Annotated in this window: 16 protein-coding genes; 7 read left to right on the plus strand and 9 right to left on the minus strand. The window is 70.7% G+C overall.

Annotated elements, in window-relative coordinates; all coding sequences use genetic code 11:
* Positions 1 to 262: 262 nt before the first annotated feature.
* Together ACFYPN_RS07740 and ACFYPN_RS07745 are read right to left on the minus strand one after the other, a co-directional pair.
* Positions 263 to 838: a TetR/AcrR family transcriptional regulator gene (locus ACFYPN_RS07740; protein WP_358764261.1), complete on the minus strand. Its 576-nt coding sequence runs from the start codon at positions 836 to 838 to the stop codon at positions 263 to 265.
* 182 nt (positions 839 to 1,020) lie between these two features.
* Positions 1,021 to 2,445, minus strand: a complete 1,425-nt coding sequence (locus tag ACFYPN_RS07745) for a hypothetical protein (RefSeq protein WP_358764263.1) — start codon at positions 2,443 to 2,445, stop codon at positions 1,021 to 1,023.
* 157 nt (positions 2,446 to 2,602) lie between these two features.
* On the opposite strand from ACFYPN_RS07745, the gene ACFYPN_RS07750 reads away from it, so the two are divergent.
* The 3 genes from ACFYPN_RS07750 to ACFYPN_RS07760 all read left to right on the plus strand — a co-directional run bounded on the left by ACFYPN_RS07750 (position 2,603) and on the right by ACFYPN_RS07760 (position 9,819).
* Positions 2,603 to 4,816 carry a hypothetical protein gene (locus tag ACFYPN_RS07750; RefSeq protein ID WP_389297256.1) on the plus strand — a complete coding sequence of 738 codons (2,214 nt, stop codon included), beginning with the start codon at positions 2,603 to 2,605 and terminating at the stop codon, positions 4,814 to 4,816.
* Positions 4,817 to 5,051: 235 nt separating this feature from the next.
* On the plus strand, positions 5,052 to 5,345 hold the full coding sequence (locus ACFYPN_RS07755) for a WXG100 family type VII secretion target (protein WP_358764265.1): 294 nt from the start codon (positions 5,052 to 5,054) through the stop codon (positions 5,343 to 5,345).
* A gap of 73 nt (positions 5,346 to 5,418) precedes the next feature.
* Positions 5,419 to 9,819, plus strand: coding sequence for an FtsK/SpoIIIE domain-containing protein (locus ACFYPN_RS07760; RefSeq protein ID WP_389297257.1), 4,401 nt, complete (start codon positions 5,419 to 5,421; stop codon positions 9,817 to 9,819).
* 139 nt (positions 9,820 to 9,958) lie between these two features.
* Here ACFYPN_RS07760 and ACFYPN_RS07765 read toward each other — a convergent pair whose 3' ends face one another.
* Both ACFYPN_RS07765 and ACFYPN_RS07770 read right to left on the minus strand, forming a co-directional pair.
* Complete coding sequence (locus ACFYPN_RS07765; protein WP_358764803.1) at positions 9,959 to 10,609, minus strand: hypothetical protein; 651 nt, start codon at positions 10,607 to 10,609, stop codon at positions 9,959 to 9,961.
* A gap of 31 nt (positions 10,610 to 10,640) precedes the next feature.
* Entirely contained in the window at positions 10,641 to 10,883 is a 243-nt protein-coding gene (locus tag ACFYPN_RS07770) for a hypothetical protein (RefSeq protein WP_389297259.1), read from the minus strand.
* 192 nt (positions 10,884 to 11,075) lie between these two features.
* Here ACFYPN_RS07770 and ACFYPN_RS07775 point away from each other — a divergent pair, with 192 nt between their 5' ends.
* The 4 genes from ACFYPN_RS07775 (at position 11,076) to ACFYPN_RS07790 (ending at position 15,484) form a co-directional block, all read left to right on the plus strand.
* The gene (locus ACFYPN_RS07775) at positions 11,076 to 11,777 is read left to right on the plus strand and encodes a hypothetical protein (RefSeq protein WP_389297261.1); all 702 of its coding nucleotides are present in this window, start codon (positions 11,076 to 11,078) and stop codon (positions 11,775 to 11,777) included.
* A 1,317-nt stretch (positions 11,778 to 13,094) separates the two neighbouring features.
* A complete protein-coding gene (locus ACFYPN_RS07780) occupies positions 13,095 to 13,742 on the plus strand; it encodes a response regulator transcription factor (RefSeq protein ID WP_358764809.1) in 648 nt (215 codons plus the stop codon).
* A 707-nt stretch (positions 13,743 to 14,449) separates the two neighbouring features.
* Positions 14,450 to 14,587, plus strand: a complete 138-nt coding sequence (locus ACFYPN_RS07785; RefSeq protein ID WP_389297263.1) for a hypothetical protein — start codon at positions 14,450 to 14,452, stop codon at positions 14,585 to 14,587.
* A gap of 252 nt (positions 14,588 to 14,839) precedes the next feature.
* The gene (locus tag ACFYPN_RS07790) at positions 14,840 to 15,484 is read left to right on the plus strand and encodes a LuxR C-terminal-related transcriptional regulator (protein ID WP_358764813.1); all 645 of its coding nucleotides are present in this window, start codon (positions 14,840 to 14,842) and stop codon (positions 15,482 to 15,484) included.
* Positions 15,485 to 15,509: 25 nt separating this feature from the next.
* Here the strand turns inward: ACFYPN_RS07790 and ACFYPN_RS07795 are convergent, their stop codons facing one another.
* The 5 genes from ACFYPN_RS07795 to ACFYPN_RS07815 all read right to left on the minus strand — a co-directional run bounded on the left by ACFYPN_RS07795 (position 15,510) and on the right by ACFYPN_RS07815 (position 25,121).
* Positions 15,510 to 16,076, minus strand: coding sequence for a sigma-70 family RNA polymerase sigma factor (locus ACFYPN_RS07795; protein WP_358764815.1), 567 nt, complete (start codon positions 16,074 to 16,076; stop codon positions 15,510 to 15,512).
* A 570-nt stretch (positions 16,077 to 16,646) separates the two neighbouring features.
* Positions 16,647 to 19,436: a BTAD domain-containing putative transcriptional regulator gene (locus tag ACFYPN_RS07800; protein ID WP_389297266.1), complete on the minus strand. Its 2,790-nt coding sequence runs from the start codon at positions 19,434 to 19,436 to the stop codon at positions 16,647 to 16,649.
* A 197-nt stretch (positions 19,437 to 19,633) separates the two neighbouring features.
* A complete protein-coding gene (locus ACFYPN_RS07805; RefSeq protein ID WP_389297268.1) occupies positions 19,634 to 22,417 on the minus strand; it encodes an AAA family ATPase in 2,784 nt (927 codons plus the stop codon).
* A gap of 1,474 nt (positions 22,418 to 23,891) precedes the next feature.
* Positions 23,892 to 24,506, minus strand: a complete 615-nt coding sequence (locus ACFYPN_RS07810; protein WP_389297270.1) for a sigma-70 family RNA polymerase sigma factor — start codon at positions 24,504 to 24,506, stop codon at positions 23,892 to 23,894.
* 423 nt (positions 24,507 to 24,929) lie between these two features.
* Positions 24,930 to 25,121: a hypothetical protein gene (locus ACFYPN_RS07815; protein ID WP_389297272.1), complete on the minus strand. Its 192-nt coding sequence runs from the start codon at positions 25,119 to 25,121 to the stop codon at positions 24,930 to 24,932.
* Between the last annotated feature and the right edge of the window lie 98 nt (positions 25,122 to 25,219).

Consider the following 25,219-nt stretch of genomic DNA (forward strand, 5'->3'; position numbering starts at 1 on the left):
CGGAGGGGACCGATCCGGAAATCCGCCGACGGCCGGAGGATCTCCGGCGGTGGCCGCTCCGGGGTGGCGTGCGGCTGTCCGCCGGCCTCGTCCGCGAGTTCCGGTCTCACGACAGCGTCACGGATCAGCCGATACGAAAAGGACGCTGGACCCTGGCGAGCACGGGCGCTGGGGCGTGTATGAAGTTGTTGCGCGTGCTCAGCCCCGCGACGTCGCGAGCCAACCCCATACAGGCTTTAACGCGCCGGATTCCCGCAGGTCCTCAATCGAGCGCGCGCATCGCCGTGGAGACGGCGTCCTCGACGAAGTCTCTGCCCATCCGCGCCTGGCCGACGACCCTGATGCCCTGGACGAACGTCGTCAGGAACCGAGCCAGTTCCTTCGGGTCCTTTCCGGCAGAGATCTCGCCCCGGACCCGCGCCCGCTCCAGGGCACCGGCGAGCAAGGAGTCGAAGTGCCCGAGCGCAGCGTTGACGCGGTCCGCCGCGACGGACTGGTTGCCGCACTGCGTGACCGTGTTGACCACCAGACAGCCGCGCGTGGGGTCGGCCAGGTCCCTCTCGATCAGGGAAACCAGCACCTTGCGGACGGCCGACCGGATCTCCGGCGTCTCGTCCAGGATCTTCTCCAGGTCGCCGTGCTGCAGCGAGACATAGCGTTCCAGGGAGCGGATGTAGAGCTGCTCCTTCGAGCCGAAGGCCGCGTAGAAGCTGCCACTGCCGATCGACAGCTCCTTCAGAAGGTCCTGCAAGGAGGTCTCGGCGTAGCCGCGGCGCCAGAACAGGTCCATGGCGCGGTCAACCGCCTGGTCGATGTCGAACTCCCTGATCCGTGCCACAGGGGCAGACTAGCCGCTTTCTGGATCAGTCGATCAAGCAGGGTCGCGGGCGCTCCCGCGAAGTGTCGTACGGGCGCAGCGGAGCTGCTCCGGACCCTCGGCGCCTTTGCACCGTCGCGATCCCCGCTGAACAGCCGGCACTGTGCGGCGGGAGCGTGCGGTCCGGCAACCGGGCCCGCACGTCACGCCGGAACCGTGAGACGCAGGTCCAGCACCGGGATGTCGACGTGACCGGCGCCGTCCGCGTACCAGCGCCAGTGCGCGTCCTGGGTTTCGCCGCAGACCAGTCCCGTCCAGCCCGCACCGCCCGGTCCGCACAGGGCGGCCAGCTCGGCCCTCTCCTCGGGGCCGGGCGGGCCCGCGACCACGACGAGCCCTTTGACCGGACGACGCGACGCGCCCGCGCTCACCGTTACGTGGGCGGCCAAAGGACTGGCCGCCGCCGTCGAGGGGAGCGCGGGCCGTTGCCGGAGGTTCGGCGGCACGGTGAGCGGCAGAGTGCCGGCCGGTCCGTGCAGCACGGTCACCGGTGTGTTCGGGCGGGTGCGGGCGATCTCCGCCAGCAGGTTCTGCACGACGTCACGGGCCACCGTCTTGTCGCCACCGACACTCAGGACACCGTCCAGTCGGCTGAGATCCACGAAGACGGGACGGCCCTCGGTATTCGTGCCCGCTCGCACCAGGAAGGCGTCGGCCGGGAGGGTCCGGGAGGCCGAGCCGCTCGCCCGTGTCGGAGCAGGGTCGGGGCGTCGCCAGCGTGTGGTGCCGATGCCCGACCACGGAGCGGCCGCCGTCTCGGACGCCGGCAGCCACACCGTCAGCCCGGCCTCTTCCACGCACACGGCGTGGACCGCCTTCGCGGGCTCGCGGTCCGTGGCGGCGAACTCGTCGAGCGTGCCGTACGCGCGCCGGACGGATTCCAGGTCCGTGTCGAACCAGCGGCTGGTGCTCCGCCGTCGCGCCTGACTACGGCGCCGGCGAACGGGCTCGTTCAGCCGGTGGACACCGCGCCGCACTGCCGTGTACCCGGCCCGCACCTTGCGTCGGCCCACGATGCTCGCGGTGATCAGTGCCAGCAGCACCGCGCCCAGCAGTGCGAGTGCGGCGGCCAAGGGGATGGTGAGCACGGTGTACTGCCCGCCCGGTGCCGGGGCGGGCGTCGAGCCGGGGCCGGGCGGTGCGGCGGCGCTGCCCCGGCCGCCGGCGTCCCGGGCCAGCTGCACAGCGGGGCCCGCGGCATCCTGCGGCAGCCGCAGGATCCAGCCCGGACGGAGCTGGTCATCGGGACTGTCGAGTGCCACCCCGTCCTTCTGGGCCAGACCGCGGTTCAACGTGAAGATCTCATCGGCCCGGCCCGGGTCACCCAGCGTGGCGCCGGCGATCGAACCCAGCGTGGCGAGCTGTCCGCCGGCCTGCGCGGGGTCCGGCACCACGAACACCTTGACCAGGTCGTCGTCGGGCGCCGCCTCCGCCGGGCGAGTCGTGCCGAAGGCCACCAGACACGCCGTCAGCAGCGCTGTCAGCGCACACAGCAGTGTGTGCGGGATGTGGTGTGCCGTGGCAGTCCCCGGCCGGTGCTCGGGCACCTTGCCCACGCCGTTGCTCATCGTGTCCGCCCATGGTCGTCCGGAACTTACTTGCATCGACTACACGGCGCCGCGAGGCAGAAACGTTCGAAGTCGGCAAAATTCGTTGAACCTTCCCGGAGCACGGCTCCGTGTATCTGTGGATCGCATGTCACAGGCACCGGACCGGGGGATCGAAATGGCACGTCGGCACTCGAGCCCCGAGGACTTCCAACTGCTTGGCATGGATGCGGACCCGACACCGGGCACCCCCGATCGCATCCAGGAGATCGAGAAGCGCTACCGGGACATCGGCGACGCCGCGGAGCGGGCGCAGAACATGGTGAAGAAAGACGGAGGAATAGCCAAGGGCACGGGTTCGGCGATGAGCCAGCTCACGGCGAAGATCGGTGACGATCTGCCGGACAAGCTGCTGACGACGAAGACGTCGTACCACGACGCGGCCGACGCCTACCGCGAATACATCCCCCGGCTGCAGGAGGCGCAGAGCACCTTCGACCGTGCCGTGGACCGGGCGCGAGCCGCCGCGCCCCAGGCGAACCAGACTCCTCGGCAGGTCGGTGCCGACCCGACCGACGAGGAGAGGGCACAGGCGCGCACGCTCCAGAACTCGATCGACGCGAGTCAGGCCGAGATGAGCGCGGCCAGGAGTCTGGCGGAGCAGGCGAAAACCATGCGCGAGAGTGCACAGCGCCGGTGCGCCGAAGTCCTGGACCGGGCCGCGGAGGAGGCGATCCCGGAGCGGAACGTGTTCCAGAAGATCGCCGACTTCTTCAAGGAATTTCCCTTCGTGCAGATCCTGCTGTCGATCCTGATCGCGGTGGTGGCGGTGTTCTTCCCGCTGGTCGGAGCGCTGCTCGGCGGTGCGCTGTTCTTGTTCAACCAAGTCGTGGCGAGTCAGACCGGCGGCGTCAAGGCAGGTGACTTCCTCACCGGTCTGCTCGGCATCGTCCCGGGTGGTGCGTTGCTCAAGCTCGGAGGCCGGGCGGTGCAGGCCATCAGTCCGGCTCTGACGTCCCTGGTGAAGAACTCCAGCCTGATCACCAAGTCCAACGGCTTCATAGGAAAGGTCGGCGAGACGCTGACCAACCACAAGGTCGTCGGAGCCTTTCTGCGTAGTCCCGTGGTCAAGACGGGAGCGGAGGTCACGGGCAACTTCCTGGGAAATTCCGCGATCGAGGCGGTGTCCAAGACCGCCAACCATGACCCAGTCACAGCGGCCGGTGTCTTCGCCGGAGCCGCGGCGGGTGCCGTGGCCGGGGGCCTGTTCAAGTCGGGAGTGGGTGCCATCGGAAAGGGGCGGGGCAACCCGCCGGTCGGGGAAGGCCAGAGTGGACGTTTCGGCGACACCACCGAACCCTCGATCAGCGCTCCGCCGGGGAAGCGGGCATCCGACCAACTGGGCAGCTTCTTCGAAGAGGGCGCCACCCTCGGTACGAAGATCGGGGTCGGAGTGGCCCAGGGGGGCGACCCCAAGGAAGTAGCGGCCGGTGAGATCGCCAACTCCGCCTCGAAGCTCGGCACCGGAGCGATCGGCAAAGCCGGTCTGGGCCACCACGTCGACAACCTCACCGACAGAATCCCGTTCAAGGGCGGCCCGCGGCCGGCGCCGGCTCCGTCCGACGTGACACCTCCGCCCCCTACACCCCCCCGGCCCGCGTCGCCGGTGGATGCCCGGCCTGTGACCCCGGTGGATGGGTCGCCCGCGTCGCCGGTGGACACCCGGCCCGCCACCCCGGTGGACCTGCCGCCTGGGTCGCCGGTGGACACCCGGCCCGCCACCCCGGTGGACCTGCCGCCTGGGTCGCCGGTGGACACTCGGCCCGCCACCCCGGTGGACCTGCCGCCTGGGTCGCCGGTGGATGCCCGGCCCGCCACCCCGGTGGACCTGCCGCCTGGGTCGCCGGTGGATGCCCGGCCCGTGACACCGCCGGTGGATGGGTCGCCGGGGTCGCCGGTGGACACTCGGCCCGCCACCCCGGTGGATGGGTCGCCGGGGTCGCCGGTGGACACCCGGCCCGCCACCCCGGTGGACACTCGGCCCGCCACCCCGGTGGATGGGTCGCCTGGGTCGCCGGTGGACACCCGGCCCGCCACCCCGGTGGACCTGCCGCCTGGGTCGCCGGTGGACACTCGGCCCGCCACCCCGGTGGATGGGTCGCCGGGGTCGCCGGTGGACACCCGGCCCGCCACCCCGGCGGACCTGCCGCCTGGGTCGCCGGTGGACACCCGGCCCGCCACCCCCGTGGACCTGCCACCTGCTTCGCCGGTGGATGCCCGGCCCGTGACACCGCCGGTGCCGGCGAACCCTGCCGACATCCCCCTTCCGCCATCACCCACTCTCCCGGACACACCCCCGGCACGACCCGACTCCCCGCCACCCGCGGCCTAAGGGCTGTCCCGACCAGCCCCTCCGGGCCAACAGCACCCGGTACGGCACCTCGCGACGTTGTCGGACCGCCCGAGCACATCCCGAACACGGGCGATCCTCCCGCCTCACGACGCACCCGCACCGGGACACCGCCCGCCCCTCCGACGCGAAGGGCCAGACACGAACCGGCACCCTCGCACCTTCAGTTCTCCATCCCTGAACGGATGGACGGCACCAACCAACAAGGAGTACCCCCATGCCCAACTACAGCGTCAACTCCGACACCACCGCATCGACGTCGCAGGCTCTCCTCAACGACTTCTCCCAGCTTCAGGACAAGTTGAACGAGGTCAGGGGCAAGATCACCAACCTGCTCGCCGACGGCTACAGCACCCCGGCCGCCCAGCAGAAGTTCTCGCCCTTCTTCGACGAGTTCGCCAAGGGATTCGAGCAGGTCAACCAAGGGCTGCAGGGCATCGGTCAGTACGTGAAGACCGTGGGTGAGGCATTCGACCAGACCGACAACCAGCTCGGCTCCACCCTGTCCTGACCCCGTTCGGCCCGGCGCGCCGCCTCGGCGCGTGCGGGCCCGCACCCACCGCTACCGAGAAGGACGATGAGCCGTGCGACTGACCGTCAGCGTTCGTGACCCGCGGACCGAACGGGTGTCCACCACCGTCGCCGTGCAGACGGAACCCACCGCCACCGCGGGAAGCTTCGCATCCGAACTGGCGCGGGCCGCCGGGTACGCGGGGGCCGACGGACCCACACCCCCGGAGCCGGACCTCTACATCGGCTCGACGCTCGTCGACCCACGCGGCACCCTGCAGGCGGCGGGTGTGCGGGACGGCATGGACCTGGGGCTCGGTGCTCCCGTTCACGAGGAGGCCGAGCCCGAGGGCCGCACCGAGGTCCGTGTCGTCTCCGGGCCGGGCGCGGGCACCACCCACCGACTCGTCCCGGGCGACTACGACATCGGGACCGGCCCGGGCTGCCGTATACGCCTGGCCGAGGGCGCCCCCATGTTCGCGGCACGGGTACGTGTCCACCTCGACGGCAGTGCCGAACTCCTCGAGACCGAGAACGCCCTGCTCGACGGCAAACCGCCGCTCGACCCGTCCCCTTGGCGCGACGGCAGCCAGCTCGCCGCCGGCAACGTCCTGGTCGAAATCGCCTCCGGGCGATCGGCGCGGGCACCCCTGGTCGCGGCGGAGGACGGCCTGGGGCTGGAATTCAACCGGCCGCCGAGATTCCTGCCACCCGCACCGGGTGCGAGGTTCCGGCTGCCCACGCCCCCCACGAAGCCCGACAAGCGGCCCATCCCGCTGCTGCCGATCCTCCTGCTGCCGGCCGGCAGCGCAGCGATCGCCATCATCGTCACCCACCGGTGGTCGTTCGTCTTCATCGCCCTTCTCTCACCCATAGCGGCCCTGGTCACCCAGTTCGGCGGGCGCAAGCAGGCGATGCTGAAGTACCTGGAGAACAAGGAGGAGTACGACCGGTCCTCAGCCGCCGTCCGCGCCGACATCGACGCCGCCGTCCTGGACGAACAGCACAACCTCCGCCTCTCCCTGCCCGATCCGGCCGCACTGTTCCAGATGGCGGCCCAGCCGTCGGAACGGCTGTGGGAACGACGCTGGCGCGACCCCGACTTCCTGTCGATACGCGCGGGCACCGCCGATCTGCCGTCGTCGGTCAGCGTCGACGACCCGGACCAGGACGAGAACCACCGCACCACAGTGCCCCGGCTCTACCAAGTGCCGGTGGCCGTGCCCCTGCGCCGCGTGGGGGTCGCCGGGGTGGCAGGACCGGACGCCACCCGCCTGGCAGGCTGGATGACCGCACAGGCCGCCGCCCTGCACAGCCCCACCGACCTGCGCATCGTCGTCCTTGCCGGCCCCGGCGGCGAACCCGGCTGGTCCTGGACCCGCTGGCTGCCCCACAGCCAGGCGCAGGGCGAAGACGCCTATGCCCTGATCGGCAGCACCGCCGACTCCCTGGCCCGCCGCATCGGCGAACTCGGCCAGATCGTCGCCGCCCGCGGCGCCGCCGGACCCGACATCACACGCGGCGGCGCCAACGGCTACCCCGACATCCTCGTCATCCTGGAGGAAGCCCGCCGGGCCCGCTCTCTGCCCGGCGTGATCTCCCTGCTCCGCGACGGCCCCGCCGTGGGCGTCCACACCATCTGCATCGAGCGGGAGGAGCGCCTGCTCCCCGAGGAATGCGGTGCCGTCGTCGTCACCCAGGCAGAGACCGGCACCACCAAGGTACGCACCGGATCCGCCGCCGCCCTGGAGAAGGTCCGCGGCGACTTCCCGGAGCCCGCCTGGTACGAGGACTTCGCGCGGGCACTCGCCCCCCTGCGTGGGGTGGGCGACAGCGACGAGAGCGCGCTGCCCGGATCCGTCCGGCTGCTGGACCTGTTGCAGATCGAGCCGCCCACCGCGCAGGCCCTCGCGGCGGGCTGGTCGCTGGGCGGCCGCTCCACTCGAGCGATCCTCGGCGTCGGCTACGACGGGGAGTTCGCCGTCGACCTGGTGCGCGACGGCCCGCACGCCCTCATCGCCGGCACCACCGGTTCCGGCAAGTCGGAGCTGCTGCAGACACTGGTCGCCACGCTCGCCGTGGTCAACCGGCCCGACGAGATGACGTTCGTCCTCGTCGACTACAAGGGCGGCAGCGCCTTCGCCGAATGCGCCGACCTGCCCCACACCGTCGGCCTGGTCACCGACCTGGACACCCGGCTGGTGGAACGGGCCCTGGTCTCCCTCGGCGCCGAACTGCGCCGCCGTGAGACGCAACTGGCGCAGACCGGAGCCAAAGACATCGAGGACTACCTCGACAAGCGCTCGCGCGGCGGCAACGCCCTGCCCCCGCTGCCACGGCTGCTGCTGGTCATCGACGAGTTCGCCTCCATGGCGCGTGAACTGCCCGACTTCATCTCGGGCCTGGTGAACATCGCGCAGCGCGGCCGGTCCTTGGGCATCCATCTGGTACTGGCCACCCAACGGCCCGGCGGTGCGGTCACTCCGGACATCCGCGCCAACACCAACCTGCGGATCGCGCTGCGCACCACCGACACCGCAGAGAGCCGGGACATCATCGACGCCCCCGATTCCGGAGACATCTCCCCGGCCAACCCGGGCCGTGCCTACGCCCGCCTCGGCCCGTCAGCGCTGCTGCCCTTCCAGTCCGGACGCGTCGGCGGCCGCCGTCCCGGCGGCCTGCCCGCTGCGGGAACCGAGATGACCGTCAGCGCGCTGCCAGTGTCCTGGAACGACCTCGGAGGCCCCCTGCCGAGTGCGCGCGGACGCGGAAAATCCCCCGCGGCGCAGACCGAGGCCATCACCGACCTCGCCGTCCTCGTCGAAGCCGTGGCCGAAGCCTCCACACTCGTCGCGGTACCGCGCCAGCCCAGCCCCTGGCTGCCCCCGCTGCCCAGCGTGCTGCCGTGGACCGCGGCCCCCGCACCCCTTCCCACCCCCGAACGCGAAGCCGCGCTGCCGCCGGTCACCTACGGAATGGTCGACCTGCCCGCACAGCAGAACCGGGCGCCGCTGACGTTCGACCTCGACCGGACGGGCCACCTGCACATCATCGGCTCACCCCGCAGCGGACGCTCCCAGACACTGCGTACCCTGGCCGCCGCGATCGCCCAGGCCCACGGGGCCGACGACGTCCACCTGTACGGCATCGACTGCGGCAACGGCGCGCTCAACGTACTCACCGCGCTGCCCCACTGCGGTGCCGTCGTCGACCGTACCCAGACGGAGCGGATGGGCCGCCTGCTGGAACGCCTCGGCGCCGAACTCACCGCACGCCAGAGCATCCTCGGCTCGCGCGGCACCGCCGACCTGACCGAACTGCGCCGCGACCAGCCCGCCCCCGAGCGCCTCGCGCACATCGTGCTGCTGGTCGACCGGTTCGAGGTCTTCGAACGCGAATTCACCGCGTACGACAACGGCAGCTACCTGGAACGCCTGCTGCGCCTGCTGCGCGACGGTGCCGGCGTGGGCATCCACGTCGTACTGGCCGGTGACCGGGTCCTCGGCGGCGGACGCTTCTCCGGCACCACCGAGGACAAAATCGTCCTCCGGCTCAACGACCGTCAAGACTACTCAAGCGTCGGCATCCCCACCAAGTCCGCTCCCTCGGACCCCGCGCCCGGCCGGGGCATCCGCCCCCAGGATCTCAGTGAGGCCCAGATCGCCGTACTCGGCGAGGACCTCGCGGGCACCGCCCAGGCCGAGGTCCTGGCCGCACTGGGCCGACGACTGACCGAGCGTGAGGCCACGGTTCCCACCGCACGTCGCGCGATCAGGCTGGACGTCCTGCCGGACCGGATCACGTACGGCGAGGCCCTCGCCCTGCACAAGCCGGGCGGGCCGATGCGGCCCCTGGTGGCCGTCGGCGGGGACGACCTCACCTCGCTGGGCCCCGACTTCACGGACGTACCAACCTTCGTGATCGCCGGGCCGCCGCGTACCGGACGCAGCACCGCCCTGCTCACGGCGTCCGAGTCCATGCTGGCGGCCGGCGCGGGCCTGATCGTGCTGGCGCCGCGGCGCTCACCTCTGCGCGGACTCGAGGGCCGGCCCGGCGTGGTCACCGTCATCACCGACGCCGAGGTGGCGGTGGGCGACTTCCGCAAGGCACTGAACAACGTCTCGCAGGAGTACGGAGTGATCGTCGTCGACGACGCCGAACTCTTCATGGGCGCCGAGATCGATCCCGACCTCGCCCTGCTCGCCCGCGGCGGCGCGGGAACCGGCTGGGGCGTACTCGCGGCCGGCAACGCCGAATCGCTGTCGCTGAGCCTGGCCGGGTGGATGGGGCAGGTCAAACGCAACCGCACCGGCATGCTGCTCTCCCCGCAGGGACTGAGCGATGGGGAGGTCATCGGGGTGAAGCTGACCCGCGGTGTCGTCGGACAGGCCCCGCAACCGGGGCGCGGGCTGCTGCACCTGGGCGACGGGGTGCTCAGGACCGTACAGGTGCCCTACCCGGAGACGAACCGGTAGAGACCGGGGTGCGCCTCCCTTCCCCCGGGAGGCGCACCCCCACGGCGACAGGGCGGGGGAGGGGTTTCGGCGCCGATGCGGGGCGGCCGTCTGCACGACGGCCGCCCCGCAACCACGTCCATGGATCTCGGTACGGGGTTCAGCCGGAGGAGTGGTCCTCGGCACCGCCCGCTCCCGCGGGAACCTGGACGCCGTCGGCGGTGACCAGCCTGAAGGTGCCCGTAATGGCGTCGAAGAGGTCGTACACCTCGTCCCTCAACGGCAGGTTCGGGCTGGCAAGGGTGACCACCAGGAAATCCTGGGTGCTGCCGGGCACCGGCATCATGGTGTGCATCGTCAGCAGCTTGACGTCGATGTCACCGGTCACCCGGGTCACTTCGGTGCCCGTGACGCGGGCCACCGTGCCGACGTGAGGCACCTTCACCGAGGTGATCACACGGTCCTTCGGTGCCGCACCGGAGGCCGAGGAGACACCCAGCTGCGCGGACAGCACCGGCAGCGTCAGCTCCTGCCCGGCCGGCGTGGTGACGGCAAAGACCATGCCGTAGGCCATGAACAGCCCCTCCGGGTACAGGGTCGCCGTACCCGTCGCCAGCAGCGCTCCGTGGCGGCGGGCCGCTCTGGCCACCTCGCGGCCCTGACGGAACATGTCGTTGATGTGAGCCTTTTCCCGCGGGTCGTCGGTCGAGGAGAGTGCCTGAGCACGGACCCGTGCCATCTCCTCGCCGCTCAGATCGATCTGCTGCCATCCATCGGGAATGTCCAGTAGGAAGCGCTCAGCCGTGGTCATCGGTCACCCTTCAGTGCATCCGTCGGGCACATCATCTGCCGTGACCGTCGTTGAGATGTGCCGCCGCGTCCTGATCCGTCTTGGCCATGGTTTCCAGGATGTTGTCGATGGCGTCCTTGATGCCTTCCACCTGCTTCCGCAGCCGGGACTTGCCGTCGTTCCACCGGTCCTCGAAATTCTGGGCCGCGCCCCGGGCCAGTTCGGGACCGAAGGCCGCGTCGAAGTCGAACGTGTTGCGGTCGATATCGATGAAGTCGTGTACGAAGCCCAGCATCTGCTGAGCCTGTCGAAGCTCGCTGACGGGGATGTAGACGTCCGACGCCACTGCTGACTCCCGTTCCTGCGCGATGGGATCTGTTTCCGGGAGGATCACGAGGCCGCGGGGGAGAAACGTTCAATCCGTCTCGTCCGAGGTGATCCGGGCACGGTGTTGAACCCCGGACGGCCCCTGTGTCGTGTTGCTCGCATGACCTCGTATTTCAGCGGACGGCCGACCTTCGGCGCTGCAACGCGTCGCGCCACTCTTGCCACCGTCACAGCGCTGTGTGCTGCGGCGGCTCTGACCGCGTGCGGCAGGACGATCCAGATCGGCAGCGGCGACACCCCCACCTCCGCATCCACCTCCGCATCCGCATCCGCACCGGCACCGGCCACGTCGTCGGCGGCCCCCACGAGCGCGGCCCCCGATCAGCAGGGGAGCAACTCGGCTCTGCAGGTGGTCGATTCCACCGCGCGGGACGCCGGCCTCAACGGCACCGGTGGCACCGTGGTCGGCACGGCGGTGCAGGAGACTCCGCCCCAGTGGGTGCAGCTGGCGGCGGTGACCTCACCCGGACTGGCGGCACCCCATCTGATCAACATCAACCAGGCAGTCCTGTACCGGTTCGACGGCGACAGGGCCGACTCGGGCCAGTCGAACTGCAACGGCACCTGCGCCGCCAAGTGGCCGCCCGTCACCATCAAGGAGGGCGGCAACGTCTATCTGGCTGGGGTGAACCCCAAGGACGTCGCCGCCGTCCGCCGGGCGGACGGCAAGGTCCAGGTCACGGTCGGCGGCTGGCCCGTCTACCGCTTCTCCGGCGATGCCGGCGCGGGCGACCTCAACGGACAGGGTCTGGACGGCAAGTGGTTCGCGGTCGGCCCCAAGGGGCAGAAGGCGGTGCGCTGACACAGCGGCCCTTTCAGGAGAAGTCACCCGTCACCCAGCACCACACCGGGGCAAGGCATGCCACGGTGTGGTGTTCTGCGTGCGGCCCAACGGCCCTTCGGGGAACCAGGGTTCCCGTCTCACGTGACGAGGGGCGTGAGGACGGCACGCACCGCACCGGCGCGGGACGCGACCGGCGAGGGATACGAGCCGGACGGCTCAGTACCCACGGGGGACATGCGGGATAAGGGGGACAAGAGGAACAAGGGGGCATCACCGCGACCGACGCCGGTGAGCGTGTGTGCGTGTGTGCGTGGAGCATGAGGGCGGTGAACCTCCCGCCCGAGGAGCGCGCCCGCGCGACGCGGTGCTCCCGACGCACCCGTGGGCCACACCGCGACCGAACCGGGCCCGGCCGCGACCATGGGCCGACGCTCCTCCACCCCGCGCCGCACCGTATCCGACGCCGTGCCGATCCCGCCAGGAATTCACGGGACAGCCTTGCGCCCGTCAGGATTGCACTGTCTCTGTCACCTCGAATCCCGCCCTGGAACTGCCAATTCGCACCACGCTCCGCCCCAGGCGATTGTTCTATCGCGCAACGGAATCGCCTGAAGGGGCCACTTCCGTTATCCGCAGCGGACTTGTGAGTCACGTCGGCCAATAGCGGCTGTAGTGTCCCTCGGAACGAGCAAGAATTGTCGCGCGGAACGACGGTGGGCATGTACGGGAATGCGACGCACGGAGTAGTGCAACGGCGCTCCGATGCGCATGGACTCGCCCACGGCTGCCGTCGTACGACGGAGGCCGGAGGGACATCGCGGAGCGTGGCCCCCGACGCGGGTCGTCCGACCCGCGGGGCGGGACCCGCGGCCGCCGACGTGCCGTGGTAGCGGCTGCGGTGACCGGGGACGGGATGCGTAGGACGTCGGTCCGGCTCGAACGCGGCGCTGCGACGGGTGGCGTTCCCCGGGAGCATGCGCGGGCTGCCGGTCCGCGCCCGCGATCGTGACCCCACATCGACGGGCTCTGCCCCGCTCCGGTACGGCAAGGGCGCCCTCCCGGGCGCCGTTCCTCGGCCGCTGAGACGCCCACGGCCATCACCTGCCGACACGCGGAACCGAAGACAACGAAACCACCGCCGCTGCGCGGTGGACGACCCCCCGGACGGACGGTTGCAGCGGCACACCGCGCGGCCGCCACCGTGCCGGAGTGCACATCCGGCCGTTGCTTCCCGCCCGGCCGGCGGTTCCACGGCGAGGCCGCTCCTCAGAACCACCCCCACATCATCGCGATCGTGCGTCGAGACCACGTCGCGCCGATCCCGGAGGACCTGCGTTGGCTCACAGAGAGAAGACCCCTACCCCGATATCGATAGTCGTCCGGGCGGCCGATCCGGTGTCCCTCCAGGGTGCCGAAGTGCTCCTGCGCAGGTCGCAGGGGACGAGCCTGCTCCCCGCCGACCAAGCGGCACGAGCGGATGTCGTCCTGGTACTGACGAACGAGGTGGCGGAGGAGACGATGTCGTGGATGGAGGAAGCGAACTCCATCTCCGTCAATCCGGACATGCGCATCGTCCTGGTCGCCGACCGCATCAGCAGACCGCGCCTGACCCGCGCCGTCCGGCACGGCCTCGTGAGCGTGCTGCCCCGCGCGGAGACGGGTTTCCCGGAGATCGTGCAGGCCGTGCTGAGCAGCCGGGCAGGCAGCGCGCAGATGCCGGGCGAACTGCTCAGGTCTCTCGTGGAGGAGCTGCGCACCCTGCTGCGTGATCCGAGGGGATCGATCCTGCCCGGTGGCTTGGAGGGCCGTGAAGTGGAAGTGCTGAGACTCCTCGCCGAGGGCATGGACACCACCGAGATCGCGGCCAAGCTCAACTATTCGGAGCGCACGATCAAGAACATCATCTTCGCTGTCACACGACGTCTCAATCTGCGGAACCGCACGCATGCGGTGGCCTACGCGATGCGGGTGGGCGCGCTGTGACATGGGACGCGCGGGGGTCTTGACGGCAGGGGGATGAGACGGCCCCTACGGAACCCGGCCGGACACGGTCCGTCTCCGGTCACGGCGGCCCGTCGGACGCGGCCCGGACGGTCTGTTCGCCACCGTGCTGACGGGGGCACGTCGCTGGGACGCGCGGACGGCGGCCGGGGCAGCCGAACTGGCCGCACAGGCCGTACGGCGTGATCTGATCGTCGTGGGGAGAACGGCTTTCACCGGGTGTACGCGGCGGACGGCGACACGTCGGAGAACGGCTCCGCGGTGGTCGTCCACCGGTGCGGGGATTCCTGTCCGGCCGCCGTGCCGAGGACGGTGCGCGACGGGGTACCAACCGATCCTCCGATATCGGCGGCGGACGCGAGGCGGCGGGTGATCGGGGCGGGCGAACGGCCGGTCCGGGAGAGCCACCCGGCAGCGGGCCATGACTGACGGTCATGCCGTCGCAGGCGTCGCCGTGTCCGGGCTCAGTGGAACGTCGATCGGCTCGGGGTGGCGGGGGTCACCCCGGAGATGGTTGAAAATTAAATGAAATTTGCTACTCTTCCCTCAGGGATCGGATCGCGTCGCAGGGAAGGCCGACGATGTGAGCCCAACCCCCGGCGCGCCTGGCCGGTGCCACGGTTCCGGCGTTCGTGCGGGGCGCTGTCGTACCCCAATTGTGTATTGATCAATCCAGAAAAGAGAGTGTCATGGAACTGCACCTCAAGGGCAAGGTCGCCGTCGTCACCGGAGCCAGCAAAGCCTGCCAGTCCTCGTCGGAGACCTTGAGGAAGGACTCCCGCGGCTCGGCGGCGCCGACGTTGGGCGGGCAGATCAAGACCCTCTGACACTCCGACGGGCACACCACTGCGGGGCGAGGGCGCCCCGCAGCGGCCTCCTCGCAGCAGCGGGGATGTGCGGACGTCCTACGCATCTCATACGTCCGGCCGCCTGAGGGGCGCCCGGAGTGAGTGCTCCTCAGCGGCGCGCAGGCGCGCCACGCTCTCAAGAGCGGCGGCCGTCACCGACGCCGCCACCCCGAGTGACGCGTTCGCCCGCGTGCGACGCGAGACATTTCGTCATCCCGGAAAGGCAGCTCGGTGATCGGTCACAGATCGTCGCGCACCACACAGATCGTCGTCCTCGCGGAGGACACCTTGGCCGCCCAGGGCATTGAAGCGTACTTGGCAGCGGACGACCGGGTCCTGGTGCTTCCTTCGGACACCGAGGAAAGACCGGACGTCGTGCTCGTCATCACCGGAGAACTGACCGACAAGACGATCGCATCGCTGCTGCGGTTCACCCAGGAAGACCCCGAGGACAGCCCCCGCCTGATCGTGGTCGCCAACAAACCCACCGTCTCGCAGCTCCTACGAGTGATCGGGATGGGACTGGTCGCCTACATGCCGCGCGAGAGGACGACTCTCGAGGACGTCACCCAGATGCTCTGCGCCGTCACCCACGGCGCCGCGTCGCTCCCACCGTCACTGCTCGGATCGCTGCTGGAAGAGCTCCGCAGCCGCCGGTGGCACACCGGACAGGCCGACGAGTCGCCCGCGTTCACGGCACGGGAGGTCGACGTGCTGCGACAACTCGCCGCCGGACTGAACACCGCGGAGATCGCGACGGCACTTCACCACTCCGAACGGACCGTCAAATACATCATCCACCGGATGACCGAGCGGCACGGACTGCGCAACCGCGTGCACGTCGTCGCTTACGCCCTGCGGCAGGGCGTGCTGTGATCGACTCCACCACCCGGCAGCGGAGTCACACGGAAGCCGGCCGGGCTTCCGCCGCACCCTCGGCCGGTCTGCGCACGCGCACCCGGTGCCGGAGCTGACGCAGCGCGTAGTGCTGCCGGGACTTGACGGTACCGGCGGGTATGCCCAGTATGCGGGCGGTCTCCTGCACCGTCTTGTCGTGCAGGTAGGTGTGCACGAGAACCTCCTGGTGCTCCTCGGACAGGTGCCGGAGCAGGGCTGCGGCATCCACCGCGGCCGTGACCCCGTCGGCGTGGTCGTTCTGCAGCACACCCCGATGTTCCGTACCCGGGGACTCATGTCGGAAGTAAGCACTCCGGACCCGGTCGATGGCCAGATTGCGGGCCACGGTGAGCAACCAGCCGCGTACCGACCCTTCGTTGGCGCACAGCCGCTCGGAATGGCGCCAGGCCCGGATCATCGTCTCCTGGACGATGTCCTCCGCCATGTGCCGGTCACCCAGAATGCGCTCGGCATAGGCCAGGAGCGGCTTGGAGTGTTCGGACGTCAGCGTCTGCAGAAGGTGCCCGCACCCGGCGGTGGCAGGCTCGCCCGGAACAGCTGCGTAAGTCATGTCGATCCCATGGAGGCGAGTTCGTGCCCGTCCGCGGTGTTTGCACGGCATCCGGCCGTGTGAGGCCGGGCAAGTGCGGGATCGCCGAAGGACGGGGCATGGCGGTGCGTCGGCCGGACTGCTGTGCAGCACATGGTCGGCGGGCACGGTGCATTTCGTGCCTGCTCCCGCAAGATTCCTGTCGGAAGCGACGCGTCCGCAGATAGTAGGCAGAGGCGGGCGCCGGAAAACTGACTCTTTCCTGACGCGGGAAGAACGCGTCCGCGCTCGGCTCGAGCATGTCGCAAAGGGCCGTGTCCGCAGGTCAGGTCCGTGAGCACGGCCGCGCGGCCATGATGCGCGGACGAGGCCGTCGAGGTAGGAGGCGGCCGGGGCACCGGAACCGGAATCAGAGGTGTCCTCTTGCCGCTCCGCGACCGCGCCCCGGCGGTGGGACCAGCTGCGCGATCCCCGAAACCCCGTCCGGAACAATCCGACTCCACACCCCCGAACCACGCGCAGGCGCTACTCGCCCCCATCGCGCACGGCGCCGCCCAGACTTCCTCGCCCCGAACCCGGTGCAGGACGGCCTCACGGTTCAGCCGGGTGAAGGATTCTGGCGCGGACCCCCTCGGCGTCGGGGTGACCGATGACTTCCAGGATGTCCAGTGCCTCCCGCAGGGCCTTGGCCGCACCGTCCGCCCGGTCCGCGGCCATGTGCACGTCCGCGATGTGGACGAGGGTGTCGGCCTCCAAGTAGGAATCCCCCAACCGTCTATACAGGTCCAGCGCGTGCCGCAAGCTGTCGAGAGCCTGCTCGTGGTCGCCCACTCGCAGATGGGCGACGCCGAGACTGTCCCACGCGGCCGCTTCGCCGTTACGGTCACCCGACCTCCGGTGCAGGGCGAGGGCGCGGCCGCACTCCTCGATGGCCCTTTCGTTCTCACCGAGAAGCAGGTGGGTCCAGCCCACTTCGTTGTGCACACTGGCCTCACCGTTGAAAAGACCAGCCGCCTCGTACAGGCGCCGGGCGTGCCGATAGTGCTCCAGGGCATCGGCATGCCGCCGGTGCTGGTTGGCGATGAAGGCCCCGTAACGGTGGACGCGTGCCTGGCCTGCCAGATCGCCGAGCTCCTGGAACAACCGCAGGGCCAACTCAAGGTGCGCGTCCGCGCTTTCCCACCGCCCGAGGCGGCTCAGGGCGAAACCGAGTGCCCGGTGCCCGTGAGCCTGGCCCAGCACGTCGCCCCCCCGCTGCGCCGTGGCGATGGCGATCCTCTGCACCGTCTGCTGCTGCTGCCAGCGCCCATTGCGGTCCAGATACAGCTCCAGCACCGCGGGGAGCTGCCAGCCGAAGGAGCCGTCGTCGTACCGGCCGCCCCGCGCCACGGCGGCCAGCAGGACCGGGCACTCCCGGTCGAACCAGCCGGCCGCCGCGCGCTGATCGGGAAACCGCTCGGGCAAGGTGTGCGCGGCCGGAGGCCGCAACGTGATCCGCTCCCGGTGCGGGGCGAGGACGGCCTCCGCAGCGTGGGCGCTGTGCAGGTAATGGTCCAGGACCCGGGCGCTCGCCTCCTCCCTGTCGGGGGCGGCCTCAAACTCGTCGACCAGCTCCGTGGCGTAGGCCCTCAGCAGGCTGTGAGAGGAGAACCGTCCGGGCTCGTTCTCGAAGAGGAGATGAGCTCTGACCAGCTCCGCGAGACAGGAACGGGCCTCCCTGAGGGAAAGGGCCACAAGGCTCGCGCAGGCGGCGACCGAGCAGTCGGGGCCGGGATGCAGGGCCAGCAGACGGAAGAGCCTGGCCGCCCGCGGCGACAGGGCCCGATACGACCAGGAGAAGACGCAGCGCGCGTCGGCGAGCGGCGGTTCGCCCGTGAAGGCGTCGAGGCTGCCGTGGCTCGTCTGCAGTTCCTTCGCGATGGCGGCCAGCGGATAGCCGGGATTGAGCGCGGCCCGCGCGCTGACGATCGCCAGGGCCAGCGGGAGCCGCCCGCACAGGCCGATGATCTCGGCGGTGGCAACGGCCTCCTGGGCAACCCTCGTGGCGCCGAGCCGGCGGGCCAGCAGGGAGAAGGCATCGTCCTCGTCCAGCGGACTCAAGGTGACGGAATGTGCGCCCTCGACGGCCATGAGCCCCTGGAGCTGGTGGCGGCTGGTGACGACGGCCAAGCAGCCGGCCGAGGCGGGAAGCAAAGGCCGCACCTGCTCGGAGTCACGAGCGTTGTCCAGCACGACCAAGACCCGCCGGCCGGTCAGCAGGCTGCGGTACAGCGCGGCCTGCGCCTGCGATCCCGCCGGGACACGGCCCACGGGTACGCCGAACGCGTCGAACAACCCCCGCATCGCCTCGGCGCCGCTCATGGCGGGCCCCGTGAGGTGAAAACCCCGCAGGTCGACATAGAGCTGTCCGTCGGGGAAGCGGTCGGCCAGCCGGTTGGCCCAGTGCACGGCCAGCGTGGTCTTGCCGACACCGGCCATACCGCTGATGACGACGGTCTGCGCGAGATTCCCAGGCCCGGGAATCAACGTCTCCAGCACGTCGAGTTCGCTCAGCCGGCCGACGAAAGCATCCAGATCCCGGGGCAGGTGTGTCGGCCGCACGGCAGCGGGGGTCGACGCCCGGTCCCAGCCTGCCCCGGCGTCGCCGTCCGGGAGCGCTCGCTTCCGCGGCGGTGGGGTCGGGCCGAGGGCGGCGCGCCGCGCCTCCTCCAACTCGGGACCGGGATCGAGGCCGATCTCCTCGGCGATCCGGGCACGGACGGCCTGATAGGTCTCCAGCGCCTCGACCTGACGGCCCGCCCCGGCGAGCACCTCGATGAGCCGGGCCTGCAGACCCTCATCGAGCGGGTGCTCGGAGGCGGCCCGGCGCAGGGCGACGAGGACACGCTCGGTGAGTCCGCCGCCCCCGGCGAGTACGAACCCGGCCGCTTCCTTCACGGCCGCGATGCGCTCATGGTCCACTGCCGTGAAAACCGCAAGGGCCCTGACCTCCGACGGAATACCGGAGGCCGCCGGCCCCTGCCACAGTTCCAGCGCCTCGACCAGCAACGCCACGGCTCCCACCTGGTCACCGCCCTGCTCCAGGCGCAACGCTTCCTGACGCAGCGTCCGGAACCGCAGCAGGTCGAGTTCGTCCCCCGTGACGTCGAGGCGGTAGCCACCTGCGGCGCGGACGAGACGGCGTGAGGCGGTACCGGAGAGCAGCTCTGGTTCGAGGAGCCGGCGCAGCGCGGCGACATGGCGATGGATCACGTTCACTGCGGTGGCCGGTGGATCCTCGTGCCACAGCGCGTCCACCATCGTGTGCAGCACCACCGGCCGACCCGCGTGGGTCAGGAGCAGGGCCAGCACGGCCCGTTGTTTGGGCGGACCGAGCTTCACCTCGGTGATGCCCTGCCAGACCCGGACGGGCCCAAGGATCTGAAAGCGCAGGGCCGAATGATTCCATCCGGGCGCAGCTCTTCCGGAGGGAGGTGCCGAAAGCCCGGGACCCGTGGAGTCGCGGAGCCCTCCGGGCCGGCCGGGCTCCATGGGCGTCCGTGGTACCGGCGTCCTCGGTCCAAGGCCCTGTGAGCTCTTCACCTGAGCTCGGCCAGTCGACCGAACCGGTCGGACTCGGGCAGCCTTGCCCCGATCTGCTTGCGCGAAGTGATACCGAGCTTGCGGAACACCCTGCTCAGATGGAACTCGATCGTCGAAATGGTGACGAACAACTGGCCCGCGATCTCCGCGTTGGTCAAGCCTGACGCTGCCAGGGAAGCCACGTGATGTTCCTGCGGCGTGAGGTCCAGTTGCGTGTCCGCTCTTCGCTTGCGCGCCGTCTCCCCGGTGGCCAGGAGTTCCACCCTCGCCCGTTTGGCGAAGGCAGTGGCTCCCCACGCCTCGAAGGATTCGAACGCGGCCCGCAGCTGGACCCGGGCGTCGGCCCGGCGCCTGCGGCGGCGGAGCCATTCGCCGAACAGCAGACGTGACCAGGCCAGTTCCACAGCCACCGGGACCTTCTCGAGCTGCGCGACGGATTCCTCGTAGAGCCGCTCGGCCGCGTCGTCGTCGGTCATCAGTGCCCGGCAGCGAGCGAGCAGCCCCAGAGCCCACGGAGTGCCGGCCAGCGGAGCGCGTTCCTCCAAGCGCTCCATGGCCATGGCGGCGGCCGCTCGATCACCGGAGCGCAGTCCGGCCTCGACCATTCCGGCGAGGTTGATGTCGCCCAGGACCGCCGGGTTGTCGACGAACATCGCGAGCTGGGCGTCGAGCGCCTCCCGGTAGTGTCCGCGGCCGATCTCGAAGATGCTCAACGCCTGACCGGCCCGGCGGTCCATCACTCCGATGCCCTGCCCCTCGGACATGGCGCGCATCGCCGCGACCGCGGCCCGCAACTCGGCCTCCCGCCCGGTCCAGGCGTACAGCAACACCTTGTGGAAGTCCCCCGGCCTGAAACCTCCGGCGGCGGCCATGCAGCGGTCGGACTCGACATAGCAGCTCTCGGCTGCCGCGAACCGGCCGTTCCAGATCTCCACCTTGGCGAACGCGAGGAGCGCCAGGCTGAGACTGTGGAGCGCGCCGCGCTCGCGGTCCGCGGCCACCAGCCTTGCGAGGATCTCCCGTGTGGCCTCGATGTCCCACAACTCGTCGCCGGCGAGGCTGATCATGACGCTGAACAGGTCCTGCCCATGGAGCTCGTCGGCCGCGCGCAAGCGTGCCAGCGCCGCCGCGAGGGCCGGAGCTCCCTCCGTGTAACCGTGGGCGATCGATTGCGAGAGTGCCGCCATCAACTGATCGGGACCGCCCGACAGGGACACCTCGTGCCAGGCGTCGGCCGCTGCCCCGGCGACCTCGGACACCGATGCCCCTGTGATCACCGGGCCGCCGATGACCGCCGCCTTGACCGCGTCGCGCAGCAGGTCCCAGCTCGCCCTGGGATCGGTGGAGCCGAGTTCGGCCGCTGCGCCCAACAGCACGGCGGGCACATCACGATGACGACCGCAGAACGTCTCCACGGACGCCCGCAGCCGTGTCGCCCGCGCTCGGGCCGCGGGGCCGGTCAGATCGGGGGTGGCGAGTTCGAGCAGCGTGAGGAGCTTCGGCAGATCGCGGGAGGCGAGGTGCGCCGCCGCGGCGTCGGGACAACGCTCGGACCGCCTGCCCGGCTGCACGGTCATTTCCGCCGCCCTGGTCAGCACCAGGGCCTGCTCGGAGTACCCGCCCCGGGCCTGGGCCAGTTCGGAGGCCGCCTCGAGTTCGGTGGCGATGTCGCTGTCCGGGCCGTCGGTCGCCTCGGCCAGGTGCCAGGCGCGGCGCTCGGGGGCGCTCGTGGCGGCCAGCGCCGCCTGGACACGGCGCCGCTCTGCGGCAGAGGCGGCCGAATGGATGGCCGATCGGATCAGCGGATGGCGGAAATCGGCGGTCGTTCCCCGGTGCAGTATCCCGGCCGCGACCGCGGGCGCGGCGGCCCGGACGGACAGCCCCAGCGCACCGGCGGCACGCCACCGCGCTGCCTGATCGTCCGTCGGAGTCATGGCCATCAGCAGCAACAGGGTTCGGGTGTCGGCGGGCAGCAGCGCGGCCTTCTCCTGGAAATGGTTCTCCAGCTGCCGGTTGACCGGCAGCGGCTCGGGCAACGGTGCGACCCCGCCCAACTGCTCCGAGTCCAGGGTCACCGCCAGTTCCAGGAGCGCGAGCGGGTTGCCTCCGGTTCCGGTGACGAGCCGCTCCGCGACCGTCCGGGCGAGGTGTCCGCTCACACCGGCCGTCAGTAGCGCCGTGGCCTCCGCCGCCGGCAGCCCGTCCAGCCGGAGCGCCGGAAGGTCTCCGAAGACCTCCAGGCCCCCGGTTCCCCCACGCCCTGCGAACAGCAGCCCCAGGCAGTCCGCGTACAAGCGTCGGCCCACGAACGCCAGCGTCTCCGCCGACTCGCGGTCCAGCCACTGCACGTCGTCGACCAGGCAGAGCATCGGCGTGGCCATGGCAGTCTGGGAGAGCAGCGTCAATGCGGCCAGCCCGACCAGGTGACGGTCGGACGGTGGGGCATCGGTGAGGCCGAACGCGGCACTCAGAGCATCCCGTTGCCGCTTCGGCAGAGTCGGCAACCGGCTCAGACAGGGCCTCAGGAGTCGATGCAGGGCTCCGTAACCCAGCCGTGTCTCGGCCTCCACACCGACCAGCCTCACGACGGTGAGGTCCTGGGCGGACTCGGCCGCGTACTCCAGAAGCCGGGACTTGCCGACCCCCGCGTCGCCGTTGAGCACCAGAACAGCGCTGAAGCCGTCACGGACCGACTCCAGCAGCCGCCCGATCGCCGCCCGCTCCGCCAACCGGCCGACCATCGGCAGCCCGGCCGGCCGCTGAACATCGGACCACGCCATGGAATTCTCCTTCGTCAAGTTCCGCCGGCTCCGGCACGGATGGCGCCCCGAGCCCACCGGCGAAAGCCGCTGCGGTCCAGCAGGGCGAGGCATGGAGGCAGGCCCTTTTACGGCAGGAACCCTGCCGTCAGGGCGCCTGCGGGTGGGACGGACGCCGCCGAGCTCCTCGACCGGCAGAACCGGCACGGCGACCAGCCCCCTCCGACGGCATGCTCCGTGCCCACCGTCCAGATCCCGGCGGGACGGCGGTCTCCCACCTCGCCGGACAGCCGGTGGCAGATCTCTCGGAGCTCCTCGACCGCGACCGGGGAGAGGGCCCCGGGCGAGCGCGCGCCGGCGGCGACATCCACCACCGTGCCGGCACCCGCCGGTCCCCCCACCCGCCCGTCCTGCGTGACGACAACGCCGAAGTCCCGGCCGGGAACCCCACGGACACACGGCGACGGGCAGCACGCAGGCGGGCGGACCGGGACCGTCACCCGCTCCCCGCTGCCCCCCGGCCAGGAGACGGCCGGACCGCGCCCGTCCCGTTCGACAGGGAAACAAACGAGTCCCTGGACCATCCCTTGCGAAGCGGCGTGCGACGACATGCCAAACCTTCCCGGAAGCCCGGTCTGCGGACTGTCACACACCGCAGACTAGGAAGCGGGGCGTCGGCCGCCTCCCCCCATCGTGCACAGGGGCTGTGCGCACCGTGTACTCGCCGTGGTCGGCCGGAGCGGAACCCGGCATCGGCACGCAGTGAAATCCGCTACTTTCGTACGGAGATGCCCGGCTCCGCGGAAGTCCTGCGACGGGGCACCTCGTACGGGTGCCTGCGTCATGAAGCACGGGAAGTGGCATGGGTGTGTGTTCCCGGCGCGGATCAGCACCCGGCAGCGAGGACCTCGAGCACGGGCAGGAAGAAGTCTTCCGTGCCTTGTCCCCCTGCGGATCACGCTTCCCCGAGGCGAACCCTGCACGCGAACGATCACCAGCGACCAGTGCGGGCGCTCCGGGGGACCACCCTCGACTGCGATCGCGGCAGAGTCGGCGAACGCCTCGACTGATCGCCCGCGCCGGCGCCGGCGCCCTCTACGTCGCCCTCCAGCGCAGCGGTCACTCCCACGTGACCCAGGACGACAGAAGTGCCGAACTGGGCTGCGGGGAAGTCGCGTGGTACGACACCACCCGCCCTACCGCCTGCTCTTCCCGCCACCATTCCGCACACAGGTCCTGCTGGTGCCCCGCACGCCGCTCCCGCAGTCCGGGGGAGAGCTCCGGAGTGTCACGGCGACAGCGCTGAGTCCCGGCGACGGACTCGGCAAAGTCTTCCTCCCCTTCCTGGACAGCCGCAGCGAACCGTCCCGCCGCTCCGCAGGCGCCCCGATCGTGGCCTCGGCAACCGGGCGCTCCGGACGGCCCACGGAACCTCTCCGACGGAACGGAGAGCGGGCACGGACCGGTGACCGGGTGCGCTTTCCGGACGCATCGACTACGACTGCCGCGTGCGGGGATTCAGCCGGCGATGTGCCCCGGCTGCCGTCCCGGACGCCGTACGGGTGCCTACATGGCGGCGGAGCTGGAGCAGCGCGTAGTGCTGCCGTGACTTGACGGTACCCGCGGGTATGCCCAGGACGCGGGCTGTCTCCTGCACGGTCCTGTCGTAGAAGTAGGTGTGCAGCAGAACCTCTCGGTGCTCCGGTGACAGACGCCCCAGCAGGCTGACGGTGTCGACCGCGCTCGTCACCGTGTCGGCGTGATCGCTCTGCACCGGCCCGCGGTGTTCCGCGCCCGGGGACTCATGACGGACATAGGCGCTGCGAATGCGGTCGATGGCCAGGTTGCGGGCCACGGTGAGCAGCCAGCCGCGTGTGGAGCCTTCGTTGGCGCTGAGCCTGACGGAATGGCGCCAGGCGCGTATCAGGGTCTCCTGCACGATGTCCTCCGCCAGGTGGCGGTCGCCCAGAATGCGTTCGACGTAGGCCAGGAGCGGCTTGGCATGGTCGTCCGTCAGAACCCGCAGGAGGCGCCCGGCGGGGGCAGTGGCGGCGAAACGCCCCTCCACGGCGGCCGCGTTGTCCGCGGCTTCGGTGATTCCGATCGGCATGGCGTGATCCTCTGCTCGAAGGGGCGGCAGCAGAAGGCGGCGCCCCGCTGTCGAGGACGGGGCGGCCGGTGCCGGTACGCCCCCACATGTGGAATCCGCTCAACCCGGCCCGCGGCGCCTGGAAGGGGCCGCCGACCCCCTCCGGCGAGCCTCGGCGGTCCACTCCCGGTGCAGGTCGGGCGGGGGGAGCCGCGAGGACCTGCACCGGGGCCATGGACCGGCACCCGAAGTGTCCGGACAGGGCGGCTAGGCCGTGTTTTGAAAGTCCCGCCTGTCCGGCGGTGTCTGGCACGCACGCTCGCCGCGTTGTCGGGATCCTCCCGATACATCCAATATCGGGGCGACCCTCCGCCTTGCGATCGCACGCACCAGAGACCGCCGGCCCCGCCCGCCGGGCGGACGGTGCTACTTCCAAAACACTGCCTAGGCGTTCAGGAAGGCGAACCGCGCCCCGTCGACCAGATCGGCGCAGGTGACCGGAGCCTTCGTCGACATGACCGGCACGCAGAGGTGCCCCGGGGGACGGCCGCAGCCGACCGCTGGAAGCGTCACCTGCCAGGGGACACCACCGGCCCGGGCGCCCGCGGACACGAACAGCACGATGGTGCCCGTCATGCCGGCGACGGAGGCGGCAGCTGCTCGCCGCTGAGGGGTGCGGACCCGCCGGCTCCGGGTGCCCGGCCTGCTTGACCCGGGTACCGCGTCACTCGGCG

Origin of the sequence: Streptomyces sp. NPDC005576, assembly GCF_042871745.1 — a bacterium.
Classification (GTDB): domain Bacteria; phylum Actinomycetota; class Actinomycetes; order Streptomycetales; family Streptomycetaceae; genus Streptomyces.